Source organism: Halalkalibacter oceani (assembly GCF_040544555.1).
GTDB classification, from domain to species: domain Bacteria; phylum Bacillota; class Bacilli; order Bacillales; family Bacillaceae_D; genus Halalkalibacter; species Halalkalibacter oceani.
Genome location: NZ_JBEPKD010000001.1, coordinates 59,730 through 72,739, shown reverse-complemented (window position 1 = coordinate 72,739; position 13,010 = coordinate 59,730). Strand labels below are relative to the sequence as shown.

Annotated in this window: 12 protein-coding genes and 2 riboswitches; of the genes, 2 read left to right on the top strand and 10 right to left on the bottom strand. The window is 48.9% G+C overall.

Annotated elements, in window-relative coordinates; translation table 11 throughout:
* Window positions 1-21: 21 nt before the first annotated feature.
* Window positions 22-933 carry an NAD(P)/FAD-dependent oxidoreductase gene (locus tag ABMB67_RS00370; RefSeq protein WP_251222154.1) on the bottom strand — a complete coding sequence of 304 codons (912 nt, stop codon included), beginning with the start codon at window positions 931-933 and terminating at the stop codon, window positions 22-24.
* 65 nt (window positions 934-998) lie between these two features.
* Window positions 999-1,439 carry an Rrf2 family transcriptional regulator gene (locus ABMB67_RS00365; RefSeq protein WP_251222153.1) on the bottom strand — a complete coding sequence of 147 codons (441 nt, stop codon included), beginning with the start codon at window positions 1,437-1,439 and terminating at the stop codon, window positions 999-1,001.
* Between the two features lie 186 nt (window positions 1,440-1,625).
* On the opposite strand from ABMB67_RS00365, the gene rpsN reads away from it, so the two are divergent.
* Window positions 1,626-1,895 carry a 30S ribosomal protein S14 gene (gene rpsN / locus ABMB67_RS00360; protein WP_251194123.1) on the top strand — a complete coding sequence of 90 codons (270 nt, stop codon included), beginning with the start codon at window positions 1,626-1,628 and terminating at the stop codon, window positions 1,893-1,895.
* Between the two features lie 292 nt (window positions 1,896-2,187).
* Window positions 2,188-3,369, top strand: a complete 1,182-nt coding sequence (locus ABMB67_RS00355; RefSeq protein ID WP_354570760.1) for a GTP-binding protein — start codon at window positions 2,188-2,190, stop codon at window positions 3,367-3,369.
* Between the two features lie 222 nt (window positions 3,370-3,591).
* Here ABMB67_RS00355 and ABMB67_RS00350 read toward each other — a convergent pair whose 3' ends face one another.
* The 8 genes from ABMB67_RS00350 to ABMB67_RS00315 form a co-directional block, all read right to left on the bottom strand.
* On the bottom strand, window positions 3,592-3,720 hold the full coding sequence (locus ABMB67_RS00350) for a hypothetical protein (RefSeq protein ID WP_354570759.1): 129 nt from the start codon (window positions 3,718-3,720) through the stop codon (window positions 3,592-3,594).
* A 195-nt stretch (window positions 3,721-3,915) separates the two neighbouring features.
* Window positions 3,916-5,034, bottom strand: coding sequence for a sporulation integral membrane protein YtvI (gene ytvI / locus ABMB67_RS00345; RefSeq protein WP_251222151.1), 1,119 nt, complete (start codon window positions 5,032-5,034; stop codon window positions 3,916-3,918).
* A gap of 51 nt (window positions 5,035-5,085) precedes the next feature.
* Window positions 5,086-5,883, bottom strand: a complete 798-nt coding sequence (locus ABMB67_RS00340) for a DUF368 domain-containing protein (RefSeq protein ID WP_354571115.1) — start codon at window positions 5,881-5,883, stop codon at window positions 5,086-5,088.
* 583 nt (window positions 5,884-6,466) lie between these two features.
* Window positions 6,467-7,543, bottom strand: coding sequence for an S-methyl-5-thioribose-1-phosphate isomerase (mtnA, locus tag ABMB67_RS00335; RefSeq protein ID WP_390188843.1), 1,077 nt, complete (start codon window positions 7,541-7,543; stop codon window positions 6,467-6,469).
* Between the two features lie 26 nt (window positions 7,544-7,569).
* The gene (gene mtnK / locus ABMB67_RS00330; protein ID WP_354570757.1) at window positions 7,570-8,781 is read right to left on the bottom strand and encodes an S-methyl-5-thioribose kinase; all 1,212 of its coding nucleotides are present in this window, start codon (window positions 8,779-8,781) and stop codon (window positions 7,570-7,572) included.
* 25 nt (window positions 8,782-8,806) lie between these two features.
* The gene (locus ABMB67_RS00325) at window positions 8,807-9,802 is read right to left on the bottom strand and encodes an ABC transporter permease (RefSeq protein ID WP_251222148.1); all 996 of its coding nucleotides are present in this window, start codon (window positions 9,800-9,802) and stop codon (window positions 8,807-8,809) included.
* Between the two features lies 1 nt (window position 9,803).
* Window positions 9,804-11,300: a sugar ABC transporter ATP-binding protein gene (locus ABMB67_RS00320; RefSeq protein WP_354570756.1), complete on the bottom strand. Its 1,497-nt coding sequence runs from the start codon at window positions 11,298-11,300 to the stop codon at window positions 9,804-9,806.
* An 8-nt stretch (window positions 11,301-11,308) separates the two neighbouring features.
* Entirely contained in the window at window positions 11,309-12,427 is a 1,119-nt protein-coding gene (locus ABMB67_RS00315; RefSeq protein WP_251222146.1) for a sugar ABC transporter substrate-binding protein, read from the bottom strand.
* 88 nt (window positions 12,428-12,515) lie between these two features.
* Window positions 12,516-12,667, bottom strand: a riboswitch (SAM riboswitch).
* Window positions 12,668-12,835: 168 nt separating this feature from the next.
* A riboswitch (SAM riboswitch) is annotated at window positions 12,836-12,948 on the top strand.
* The last annotated feature ends 62 nt before the right edge of the window (window positions 12,949-13,010 follow it).

Genomic DNA, 13,010 nt, shown 5'->3' with positions numbered 1-13,010 from the left:
GATTTAAAGAGGAAGTGTGACTCACTCCCCTTCCTCAAACACCTCCATAGCCAAATCAGTATTCACCCCGGCGGCGGCACATACCCCTTGACCGGCAGCGATTATCAATTGTGAAGGCCCGGACTGCGACGTGTCTCCCGCAGCATAGACTCCGGCGACATTCGTTCTTCCTAACCCGTCAACAACAATCCCGCCGGTTTCATTCAGCTTACATCCGAGTGCTTCAGCAAAATCGGTCGGCTGCGCGAGCTTGGTTGGCACGAAGCCTCCAGTTCGCTTAATTTCTGTTCCGTCGCTAAACAACACGTTTTCCAGCTTCCCTTCCTCTCCCTCCAGACCGATAATTTGCTCCTCCTTCACCCTGATTCCTTTCCTCTGAAACAACTGCTTGTCTTCCGGCGATAACACAGAATGCCCATTCGTACAAACGACGAGGTCATTGCTCCACTGATAGATCAGCTTCACCATATGGGCGGCATGCTCTGTTTCAGCAATCAGCATCAAGGGCTGATCCCGTAATTCCCAGCCATCGCAATATGGGCAGCTGAAAACGCTCGTTCCATAAAAGGTCTCGATTCCCTTGATCTTTGGCAGGCTTTCTTTGAGACCCGTAGCGATAAGCAATGTGCGGCTGATAAAGCGCTCCCCCTGCTCTGTCATCAGCAAAAAGCGGTCTTCCGCTTCCTTTTTCACTTTGGCAATCTTTACTTGCTCAAAGCGGACAGACGGATAATGACGAATGTCCTTCCAAGCCAGCTCGCGCAATTCATTTGGTGACACCCCATCCCTCGTGAGAAAGCCGTGTGAATGCCGGGTAACCCTGTTCCGCGGCTGACCGTTATCAAAGACCAGGACACGTCGCTTTGCCCTCCCCAATACAAGCGCCGCATTTAATCCGGCAGGACCGCCACCGATAATCGCACAATCAATCATAGAATCCACTCCATTCATTTATAGAGATTAAAGATTGTTAAAGTCTATAATTAAGTTAAAAAAAATTACAGAACAACCGCATGCAGCGAGTCAACCATGCTTTGATCGACCTTTTTCACAATATCTTCAATCGTCCGGCTACTTAAATGCTGTTCCATTTTCTGTTCGGCTTCATTCATAACCGCCTCGATCAGGCAGCCTTTCTGTTCCTCGGGCCGATGCTCGACATGGCAATTGAACATCGAATTACTTCCCTCAATCGCATGAATGATGTCTAAAAACGTAACCTGTTTACTATCCTTAATTAAGCGATAGCCACCGTTCACCCCTGTTACCGACTCGATAAAGCCGCCTTTCACTAATGTCGTTAGCACTTTTGACAGATAGCTTGGCGATACCCGCTGCACCTCGGCCAGTGGCTTGACACCGATCGTTTTTCCGGCAGGCAACAGCGCCAAATAAACAATGGTGTGGAGCGCATAATTCGTCGCCTTTGAATACTTCATCTTCTCACCACCTCATTATAGATTCAATGAGTCTATAATATCGTTAGTCGAACGACGCTGTCAAATTTCTCATCCTTTTTTTACGACTGCCAAACGGTCAGAAAATACAATTCCTTTACTTTCATTCGTGAATCGACTATTATATAAATCGTAATAATTTCGTTTTAAAACAGGAAGGTGATAAGAATGGCAAAGAAATCAAAGATTGCAAAAGAAAAAAAGCGCCAAGAACTCGTGGCCCGCTATGCAGAAAAGCGAAGAGAATTAAAGGAAAAAGGAGATTATGTGGCGCTTAGCAAACTGCCACGTGATTCAGCGCCAAGCCGTTTAACGCGAAGATGCGAATTAACCGGCAGACCTCGTGGCGTGCTTCGTAAATTCAAGCTCTCCCGGATCGCCTTTCGCGAGCTCGCTCATAAAGGTCAGGTTCCCGGTGTGAAGAAATCGAGCTGGTAAAAATCCATGTGCAAAAAGAGAAATGACTTAGAGGATGGAATATAACGAAAGTTTGCAACTGCAATATCGAACAAAGCACCAAATTAGCGGATGAAATAGACGTAGACTCCAGCGGGAACAAAAGCAACGGTGAGACCCCGCAGTGCATAGCACGAGGAGGCTCACCAGCTTCCTGCGGAAAGCGAAGTCTATTTCAGGAGCGGTGCAGGTAGTCTCGCTGTCCTTTGTTCGGATATCCATGTAGTTTAGATACTTTTTCCCGACCTCTTCCCTTAAAGGAGGAATACACGAGATGAACAAAGTGCCTGTCACGGTTTTGAGCGGTTATTTAGGAGCCGGAAAAACAACGCTTTTGCAACATATTTTAACCAATTGTGAGGGGTTAAAGGTCGCCGTGATTGTAAATGACATGAGTGAAATCAACATTGATGCGATGCTGGTCAAAAAGAATCACTTTTCCAGAACGGAGGAAAAGCTTGTTGAACTGCAAAACGGCTGTATTTGCTGTACATTGCGGGAAGACTTGATGCAGGAGGTTGAACGGCTCGTCCAAGCGGGCGGCATCGATTATATCGTAATCGAGTCATCAGGCATAAGTGAGCCGATTCCTGTCGCGCAAACATTCACATACATTGATGAAGAGCTTGGAATTGATTTAACGAAGAATTGCACGCTCGATACGATGGTAACCGTCGTTGACGCCCATCATTTCTGGGAGGATTATCTTTCAGGGGAAACGCTGCATGAGCGACGGCAAGGAGTCGACGAAACCGACACGCGTGAAATTTCCGACCTGCTTATCGATCAAATCGAATTCGCCGACGTGATCCTGCTTAATAATGCCGATCTCATTGAAGAGGCTGACTTGCGTGAGCTAAGCGGTTTTATCCGCAAGAGCAATAGCGATGCCGTCATCATCCCGACCTCTTATGGAAACGTTGAGCTTTCCTCGATCCTCCATACTCGGAAATTTGATTTTGAAAAAGCGAGTCAGTCCGCGGGCTGGATCAAGGAATTAAACGAGGAACACACGCCGGAAACAGAAGAATACGGTGTTTCTTCCTTCGTGTATCGCAGACGCAGACCCTTTCACCCTCAGCGGCTGATGGACTGGCTCGAACATTGGCCTGATGCAGTTGTAAGGGCAAAGGGCTTTTTCTGGCTTGCCAGCCGAAATGAGATCGCCGGCTTGCTGTCACAGGCTGGCTCGACGATTACCATTCAGGGAGCCGGTAAATGGGTTGCCGCTTATGACGAGGACGAGCAGCAAGAGGTTCTGCGTGAGGAACCCGAGCTTTTACAGAAGTGGGATCAGGATTTCGGTGACCGGATGACCGAGCTTGTTTTCATTGGCATTGACATGGACGAGGAAGCTGTCAGCCGTTCGCTGGACCACTGCCTCCTCCGTGTTGAGGAAATGACAGTAGACTGGACAAGCCTTTCCGACCCGCTCCCGGCTTTTGTCGAAGCATAAAAGGCCCGGATAGAAGGCTAAGTAGAGAGAAAAAACATCGCAGCTGAAGACAAAAAGCCAGACCGTTGACAAAACTAGCTTTGGACCTACTGGCAATGGCTTCACACGCCAAAAGCCCGTTGTGAGAAACCCACTCACAACGGGCTTTTAAAGATCGTGGCGGTTCCGCTCATTGCTTAGAGACTGGGCAAAACAACCTTTTGTCCCACCCTCACTTTTACGTTAGTTGTCTCGGGTTGGTGACAAGGAGGATGGGTGTTTCTCCAGTGCCAGATGGCTAATTTTTAGGTTCATTGCAGCAAAAACAAGCATCACCGGCATCGAAGCCCTTTCAGCTTTGTCCGGCTTCATTCAAGGCATCCTGGCAAATAGATGAATCAGATCGGTATTCTCGATTTGTTGTCCGATAGGAAAGAAGCTGATCTTCCGGGCATATCTACTAGACGAAGCTCTGGATCGGGACAAATCCTTCTACCAAAAAAGCCTGTCGGCCGTCTCACTTTTGCGAGACTTTGTCGACAGGCTAAAAAAAGCTACCCTTTGTCTTTAGCTCTGATTTCCGATAATAAAGCGCCATAAGCCCGAAAAGACCTTGGCCTCGTATAAGGAAACGAGCAGGACGAGCAGGACAGGCCCGATAAATAAGCCGATAAAGCCGAAGAGCTGTAAGCCGGCAAACAAGGATACGAGCGTCGCCAGCGGGTTCAACCCGAGGCTTGAGGAGAGTACTTTCGGTTCGGCCAGCTGGCGCAGCACGATCGTAATCGTATACAAAATAAGCAGGCCAAAGCCTAAAAACAAGTCCCCCGTCACCAAACAGTAAATCCCCCACGGAATTAAAATAAGCCCAGTACCCAAATATGGCAGCAAGTCGACGAGGCCAAGAATGAGAGCGATCGTCAACGGCTGCTCGACGTTTAAAATAAGCAGACCGATGAAATTGACGACGGCTGTCATGCTAATTAATATAAACTGCGCCGTTAGAAAGCCGACAAGCTTTGTTTTCAAATCACGGTAGACGCTTGCAACCTGTCCGGAAACACGAATCGGCAGCTTTTCTTTGAGCCACACCTTCAACCGGTTCCAATCCTTGCTAATAAAATATAAGCCGAGCAACACGAATAAAAACACCGTCAATGTCAGCGGCAGCGCACCGACAAAATGAGAAAGACTATTGGCTACCGCCTGGCCGGCATTCCCGAGAATCGAGGCAAATTGACCACCGATCTGCTGAATGCTCGTTTCAATCGCGTTCTGCTGAGCCGGATCAAGCTCATCGATCATCCCGAGCCCCTTGATCCACAAAGGAACGAAATGCTCATTAAAATATGTTTGCAAATTGCGGGAAATCATTTCGATCTGCGTCGGGACAAACTGTGAGAGATATTGAAAGCCGTCAATTAGCTTGATAATGATCAAGGTCAACAAGCCGCCAACTAAGCCGAACAGGACGAGAATCCCGGTCAGAACAGCGAGCGGCCGCGGGAACCTTGCTTTTTTCTCAAGAATGTTGACGAGCGGGTTCATCAAAAAAGCGAAGACGGCAGCAATCAGAAACGGAAAAGTCAGCCAGACAAAATAGTAGAGAGCGAGCCAGCCAAGAACGATCAGCAAAGCAACAACGAGCATTCGCGCAATAACTTGAAGCACTTTATTGTTCCCCACTTGACACCTCCAACTAAGATCGGTCAGTCGCTATCAGCCGACCGCTTCGATTCACAACTGGTTTTTCTGTTCAAACCGGCTCAAAAGGAAAGCGCAGCCCGCCCCGAACAGGAAGGTCAGCACGCTGACCAGCAGCAAAAAGCGATCCGTGCCGATGCCCGGGTAAATTACAATTATCGAGCCGACAATAAAGCCGATAATAACCGCATAGGTTCCGACCTTGAATTGTCGCAAAAGCCAGGCGATGAACCGGCTTGTGACGATTAAGCCGATCGCGATCCCCGCCCCGACGGTCATAATAACGGGGATATTAATCGTCGATAAAGCATTGACGACCGTCGGATAAACACCGAAAAGCAGGAAAATAAACGAGCCGCTAATCCCCGGTAAAATCATCGCCGAGCTTGCCAGCCAGCCGGCAAAAAATAAAAGGGCATAATCACCTGTGCTTAAAGCCGTCATCACCGGCGCAAGCTCGTCTTCTTTGACAAAAACCGTTAAGCCGACGATCAGCGCTCCGATTAGCAGCAGGACATAATGAGCCGCCGTAAAGGTACGGGTAAACTCAATATCGTGCATCAGCTTAGGGATGATGCCAATAATCAAGCCGAGAAAAAAGAAAAAGGTCGGCTGCGGGTATTCCGCCAACAGCCACTCTACGAGATGACTGACGGCAAGGAGCGCTGCGACAATGCCGATCCCGAGCGGAAGCAAAAACATGAGATGCTTTTTCCATTGTCTCGTGAAAAGCCCGTTAATGGCCGCTAATAGATTCTGATAAATACCTAGCACTAACGCAATCGTTCCGCCACTTACTCCTGGAATCAGGTCGGAGATTCCCATTGTCATACCTTTAAAAATGTTACGCCATTCAAACAACACATCTTTCTCCTTTTCTAAACAGGTCGGTTCCTATGTAAACATGACAGGGAAGCAAACTGTTGTAATCAAATTGATGAGGGTCATGCATTTCCATCATTATTCTACCATTTCGCGCCATGATAAGCATGTCTTCTTTTGTCGCCTCGTAAAAAAGACCTTTACCATCAAAGCAGACCACTGAAAAACTTCCTTTTTCGTAACTCGAAGAAGAGTAATGGCGCCGCACGTTGCGCGCCTTGCTTCGAGAAACCCACTCGTAGCAAGGCTTTCAAAATCAGGCAACGGCTACGCTCATTACGAAAAAGCTGCTGAAAAAGTAAAAATCGCACTTTTTCAGCAGCTTTCCATCAAAGCAGACGTCTTTTCATGAAATGAAAGACGGAGCTACTGGTAAAGGTCTGGCTAACAACTTGATCCGGTTGCCAACAAAGCCGGGGATTTGCTCCCGTCATGACGACTTTATTGTACAGCTACTCCCCTTCGATTATAGTCATAATCATACCCGAATTGGTGATGTGATACAACTTGTTCACTGCTTTTCCTATTTCTTTCACAATTTTGCTTCAGACTGGTTCATAACTGACTGTAAACCTTCGGCAAAGTCTGGTCGTAAAATCCCTTTTTCCGTAATAATCGCCGTTATTAAACGGTGATCGGTAACATCGAAGGCCGGGTTGTATGTCTTGACATTAGCCGGCGCCATCGGTTCTTCGTACCACTTTGTCGTAATCTCCGTTGCATCGCGTTCTTCAATCACAATGTCCTTTCCTGTTTGGCACGAGAGATCAATCGTTGAGGTCGGCGCACAGACATAGAAAGGAATGCCGTAATGCTGCGCGAGAATCGCCACACCCGATGTACCGATTTTGTTAGCCGTATCGCCGTTAGCCGCGACGCGGTCACAGCCGACTAGCACCGCCTGCACCTTTCCCTCGCTCATCACGATTGACGCCATATTGTCACAGATTAAGGTGACATCAATCCCGGCTTCTGATAGTTCCCAGGCCGTCAGCCGCGCCCCTTGAAGCAAGGGTCGTGTTTCATCGGCGTACACCTTAAATTGATACCCCTGCTGCTGTCCCAAATAAATTGGCGCGAGCGCCGTTCCGTATTTCGCCGTCGCAATCGTGCCGGCATTACAATGCGTCAAAATGCCGTCTCCCGGCTTCAGCAACGATAACGCATACGTCCCAATCGTCTCACAGACCTGCTCATCTTCCAGGCGAATCGCTTCCGCCTCTTCCTTCAGCTCGGCGACAAGCTGGCTGACATCCGCCGTTGCTTTCATCTCGGTCACGAGCCGCTTCTCAAGCCGTTCAAGCGCCCAAAACAAATTAACCGCCGTCGGACGCGAGGAGCCTAGGTAATCTTTCACTCTGCCAAAAGCGGCATAAAGCTCGGCGGACGTTGACGCGCCGCTTTGCTTTGCGCCTAAATAAGCGCCGTACGCCGCCGCGATTCCGATAGCCGGCGCTCCTCTCACTTTCAAATGGTAGATCGCCTCCCACACATCTTCAGGCGTTTTCAATGTTTGATAGACCTTCTGTGTCGGCAGCAATGTCTGATCTAAAATGACGACAGCCTCGCCCGTCTCATTTAAGATGACGGATTGGACAATATCGATCATGTTCTTCATGGCCTTCCCTCTTTTCTTCAGCTCTCAACAATTGTCTTGATGAAATCCTGGCCGTTGCTGTACTGTTGCCGGTTAAGAATCAGCGTCTTTCCAACTTTTAAACAGAAGATTTCTGCTTCCGCCCGGCTCCCCGGTTCCTTGATTTCCGTTACATCCTTTACTTTAGCCAGTCCGATAACGCGCCGGCAAAGCTCAAGTCCGCATACCGCCGCCGTATCCTCGATAATTCTTTGAAGATAGTAGTCAAGAAACCCTTCGTATGACGCGACCTGTTCTGTTACTTCGCGCTTGTAGGCGCTGATAAATTTTTCTTTAAACAAGTCTATCGTCTGCTCAATCGTCTCGAGGATATATCCGCAAAACTGCTCGCGCTCCGCTTCATCTATCAGCGTGTGACGGCCATTGACATAGGCAAACAGCAAATTGGCGATTACATTGCCGATATCGTAACCAGCCGGGCCGTAAAAGGCGAATTCCGGATCAATCACTTTCGTTTCCGTTTCTGTGACGAAGATTGACCCGGTATGCAAATCACCGTGTAAAAGCGACTGGGCATTTGTCATAAAGTCGAACTTAAGCTTTGCTGTTTCCAGCGCCAGCGCCTTGTCGTTCCAAATTTCCTCTTCGACAAATGCCCGTGTGCCGTCAAACACTTCGTTGCGCGGGCATGGATAGAAAGGCTCTGTGTAAACGAGGTCCTCCGTGATTTCACATAGCTCAGGATTGATGAACGATTTAACGAGTTCCTTTTTCTCTTTATGATTCAGCACAAGATCCGATGTCGCCAGGAGAGTGTTGACTAAAAACGTGGAAATATGATCAGCGAATTTCGGAAACGTTCTCTTTTTTAAGAATGCAGTTCTCAAAATGTCAAAGTCAGATAGATCCTCCATCACGCAGCAGTTCATGATCGGATCATAGTGATACACCTTTGGCACGAAGCCTTCTGCCAGCTTCCCTTGCAGCCGTAAAATATCACTTTCAATCCGGTTGCGGTCCGGAGACACTTTAAACTCGTCCGAAATGCGCGCCACCGGCCCGGCCTGCTTAATAATAATTGACTGGCCGCCTTTCTGATCGCGGATCCGAAACACATAATTCAAGTTTCCATCGCCAATTTCCTCACATGTCAATTCAGCATCAGCTGGAAAAATCGACAGTCTCGTCTTCGTATAATCGACCGCTTCAGCTTCCGTCATCGTAAAATATTTCTCAGTAAATGTCGTCATCTTCCTTCCCCTCCCCGTTCATCGTTTACTTCTGTCTGCTTTTATAATAAGTCAGGGCCAGTGCCAAAGCGAGCACCGTTCCTTTTACAATGTCCATCGCGTAATACGGTACACTCATCATCACAAGTCCATTGGCCAATATTCCGATTAAAACAGCCCCGACAAACGTTCCGAGCGCGTTCGGCTTTCCGGCGCCAAGGACGGCAAAGCCGATGAAGGCCGCGGCGACCGCATCCATCAAATAAGGTCCGCCGGCATTAATTTCCGCCGTCATCACCCGCGAGGCGAGGACGATTCCTCCCAATGAAGCGAATAAGGCGGAAAGCAGGTAGGCAACGACCTTGTATTTGTTGACGGGAATGCCGGAGAGCCGAGCCGCTTCCTCGTTGCCGCCGATGACATACATGTAACGGCCATGCTTTGTATGCGTAAGGAAAATATGAACAATGAAAACAACGACAAGCATGATGATAATAATATAAGGCACCTGGCCGAGCTTGGCGAATCCGCTGCTGATCGTGCCCTCCGCATAGCTGCCATCGGGCATAATCATATTTTCAGAGACGGTCGCCCCTTTTGTATAGGTCAGCGCCACTCCTTGAATAATGAACATCGTCGCCAGCGTTAACAGCAAATCCGGAATTCGGACTTTGACGATCATAAAGGCGTTAAACGCACCGACAAGCAAAGCAACGGCAATGGCTGTCACGATTGCAACCGCAGTCGGCTGGGAATACCAGACAAACATCGAAATCACGACGGCGCTGGCAAGCGAGGCGACTGAGCCGACTGATAAATCAAAGCCGTCGACCGCCAGGGAAATCGTAATGCCGATCGCGATAATTGTCACGATCGAGATCGAGCGCAAAATCGTAATGATATTATCCGCCTTAATAAAGGACGGATTCACGCTGGCAAAGACAATAATCAGCACGACAATTAAAATCATCGTCCCATATTTATATAAAAAATTAAACAAGTCAAAGGACGCTTTATGGTCGCCCCTTTTTTGTTCCGCCATATTACTTTCCTCCAGTTGAGAGGTATAACAATTCCTCTTCGTTCGTAGTTGATGTGACGAGTTCCTTAGTCATTCGCCCATCGTACAGCACATACACCCGGTCGGTAATCCCGAGCACTTCCGCCAGCTCGCATGATGCGTAAATGATTGCTTTCCCACGGTCGGCAAGGCCGGCGATCAATTCAAAAATATCTTTTTTCGCGCCGACATCGACGCCTTTTGTCGGCTCATCGAAAATATAAAGGTCACTGTCGGCAATCAGCCATTTTCCGATCGCCACTTTTTGCTGGTTGCCGCCGGAGAGATGCTTGACGGTTGCCGCCGGACTAGGTGTTTTGATCGCAAGCGCTTCAATCATTTCCTCGGCCTTCGTTCGTTCCTTTTTCACATCAACGAAGCTGAATCGTTTGAGAAAGTTTCCAAGGCTTGATGCGGTCAAGTTCGTAACGACCGATTCTTCGACGAGCACCCCTTCCTTGCGGCGCTCCTCCGGCACAAGCGCGATCCGCTGGCGCACCGCCTCGGTCGGACTGGCAATGGTGACATTCTTCCCTCTGAGCGAGATCGTGCCGGCTTTTAGCTTCTCTGCTCCAAAAAGCAGCTTGCACAGCTCGGTTTTCCCGGCACCGACAAGTCCCGCTACGCCGATAATTTCCCCGGCTCTCACTGTCAGGCTGACATCATCAACCTTGTCGCCGTCAGAAATATGGGCAGCTTCCAGCACCACCTCCCCCGCCGTTTGCCTGCGCTCCGGAAACTGGGCTTCGAGCGACTTACCAAGCATATGCTCAATCACCCTCGTCGCGCTCGTTTCACTTGTACGTTCACGGGAAATATAGCAGCCATTTCTCATCACTGTGATTTCCTCGCAAATCTCAAACAGTTCTGGCAGGCGATGAGAAATGAAAATGACTCCGACATCCTTTTGCTTCAGCTCATTTACAACGCGAAAAAGCTGCTTCGTCTCTGTCATACTGAGCGGTGCCGTCGGCTCATCTAAAATGAGAAATTTGCATTCCGTCGACACGGCGCGGGCAATCAGCACCATCTGCTTTTCAGCAAGCGAAAGCTCACTGACCAGCTTTCGCGTCGGCAGCTTGACTTGAAGCGTCTCGAGGATCACCGCTGCCTGCTGATGAAGCCTTTTCCAGTCAATCATCAGTTTCTTCTCTTTATTGGCCACAAGAGCATTCAGCATAATGTTTTCCGCGACTGTTAAGCTTGAAACAAGCGCTGTATCAACTTCCTGGTAAACGATTTGAATGCCGTGCCGCCGGGCATCCTTTGGGGAGCGGATGTCAATGAGCTCCCCATCAAGGTAAATCTCCCCGCTGTAGTGATTGTACACGCCGGACAGCACCTTCATTAACGTCGACTTCCCGGCGCCATTGGCGCCGATCAGCGCGTGGGCCTGTCCGGTCTCCATTTCAAAGGAAGCCTCGTCCAATGCGCGCACACCGGGAAATTCGATTGAAATATTGCTCATTTTCAGGTTCATGCCATCACCTATTGGTTATGATGTTCTTTCAGTATCGTCATCCACTCTTCTTCAAACGCATCAGATATGCCCCAGCCTTCAATCACGTCAGCAAGGTTAACCATATTGACCGGTTCTGACCCGCCGATGAGGCTCTCTCTTGAAATCAACGATGCTTCCAAATCATAGGTTTGCGGGGTTTCCTCTCCGGCAAGCTTCTTCGCTAAAATCCGCAGATTGATCGAGCCGATCAGCTTCGGATCGACAGCAGCCGTGTAGCTCCACGTGCTGTTTTCCTGCTGCATCACTTGAAGATCGGCATTTGATACGTCAATTCCGTAAATCGCGATTTCATCACGGCCCGCTTCCTCCAGCGCACGAGCGGCCCCGATCGCAAAGGCGTCCCATGTCGCAAAAATCGCATCAATCTCCCCTTCAGGGTATTTGTTCAGCATCGCCGCGACCGCATTTTGTGTCTGTGTCGACGTATCCTCAGAGGCGACCCCAAACCGTTCAAGCTCGTTCAGCCCCGGATTTGCCGCAAGCACTTCCTGATAGACGTTGTTGCGGCGTACCATTGGTGGAAAGCCGTCAACCCAAAGATAAATCATGTTCGCTTCTCCGTTGAAATCCTCAACGAGCTGGTCAAGCGCCAGCGTCGCCAATGCTTCGTCATCCTGAGAAGTCAGCGTTACGCCTTCAATCTCTTCCAATTCAGCAATCGAATCGAACGTAACCACTTCAATTCCCGCCTCACGGGCGCGCTCAACCGCATCATAGGTCGCCGCATCGTCGCCATGCGATAAAATCAGCCCATCAACGCCAGCATCAATCGCTTGAGAAATTGCATCATGATAACGGGCCGTATCGCCGTTTGCTGTAAATACGTCGACATCAAAGCCGAGTGCCTCTCCTTCTTCCTTTACTCCGGCCAAATATTGCGCTGTATGATCATCGCCGCCGATTTTGCGGATCACTCTGATTTTCGTTTCTTCACCGCCGGCAAATCGTTCCGGCACACCTTCGATCGTGTCGCTTTCCGCTCCACCGCCCTGCTCTCCTGTTGACTCTTCTCCAGCTCCGCAGCCGACAAGCGTTACGGCAAGCGCCGCTGCCACTACTGATTTCCACCACTTATTTTTCTTCATTTGTCTCTCTCCCCTTTTTTGTCGGCAAAACATAAAAAAGCCTCTTTCACTCACGATCGAGAAAGAGGCGGAATGGACTGGCTCCGTCCTCTTATCTTTCAGCTCGTTTCACATGTAAAACGAGCTGTTGGATGTAGCACCGTGTCTTTACACCTTTTAGGCTTCCATCAATCTCCTTGATGAACAGACCGGTTGCCGGGCTTCATTGGGCCAATTCCCTCTGCCAGCTCTCGATAAGAGTGAATCATGTAATTTTATGTTTTACATTTTGAATTCTGAGAGTAATCATACGAGTCAGACATTCGTTTTGTCAATAGATTTTCGCAAAAATAATTCATAATTGACAGACGACTCTTCCTCTGGCATAATTCATTACATCATTTTCTAACGACAATACCAATACGAATACTCTTATTAAGAGCAGGTGGAGGGACGAGCCCGATGAAGCCCGGCAACCTGTTTCAACCGAGCGGTTGATTCAAGGTGCTAATTCTCTCAAGCGCAAAGCTGACAGATAAGAGGACATAGAATCATAGAATGGGTCCTCTTCTTTTTCAAAAAAGATGAGGATTTTTTTGTGATG

What these genes read in the sequence shown, in the direction of transcription:
- ABMB67_RS00315 (WP_251222146.1), bottom strand. Translation starts at nt 12,427, where the DNA reads ATGAAGAAAAATAAGTGGTGGAAATCAGTAGTGGCAGCGGCGCTTGCC.
- ABMB67_RS00350 (WP_354570759.1), bottom strand. Translation starts at nt 3,720, where the DNA reads ATGAAGCCGGACAAAGCTGAAAGGGCTTCGATGCCGGTGATGCTTGTT.
- ABMB67_RS00325 (WP_251222148.1), bottom strand. Translation starts at nt 9,802, where the DNA reads ATGGCGGAACAAAAAAGGGGCGACCATAAAGCGTCCTTTGACTTGTTT.
- mtnA (WP_390188843.1), bottom strand. Translation starts at nt 7,543, where the DNA reads ATGATCGATATTGTCCAATCCGTCATCTTAAATGAGACGGGCGAGGCT.
- ABMB67_RS00340 (WP_354571115.1), bottom strand. Translation starts at nt 5,883, where the DNA reads ATGACAATGGGAATCTCCGACCTGATTCCAGGAGTAAGTGGCGGAACG.
- mtnK (WP_354570757.1), bottom strand. Translation starts at nt 8,781, where the DNA reads ATGACGACATTTACTGAGAAATATTTTACGATGACGGAAGCTGAAGCG.
- ABMB67_RS00365 (WP_251222153.1), bottom strand. Translation starts at nt 1,439, where the DNA reads ATGAAGTATTCAAAGGCGACGAATTATGCGCTCCACACCATTGTTTAT.
- ABMB67_RS00355 (WP_354570760.1), top strand. Translation starts at nt 2,188, where the DNA reads ATGAACAAAGTGCCTGTCACGGTTTTGAGCGGTTATTTAGGAGCCGGA.
- rpsN (WP_251194123.1), top strand. Translation starts at nt 1,626, where the DNA reads ATGGCAAAGAAATCAAAGATTGCAAAAGAAAAAAAGCGCCAAGAACTC.
- ABMB67_RS00320 (WP_354570756.1), bottom strand. Translation starts at nt 11,300, where the DNA reads ATGAACCTGAAAATGAGCAATATTTCAATCGAATTTCCCGGTGTGCGC.
- ABMB67_RS00370 (WP_251222154.1), bottom strand. Translation starts at nt 933, where the DNA reads ATGATTGATTGTGCGATTATCGGTGGCGGTCCTGCCGGATTAAATGCG.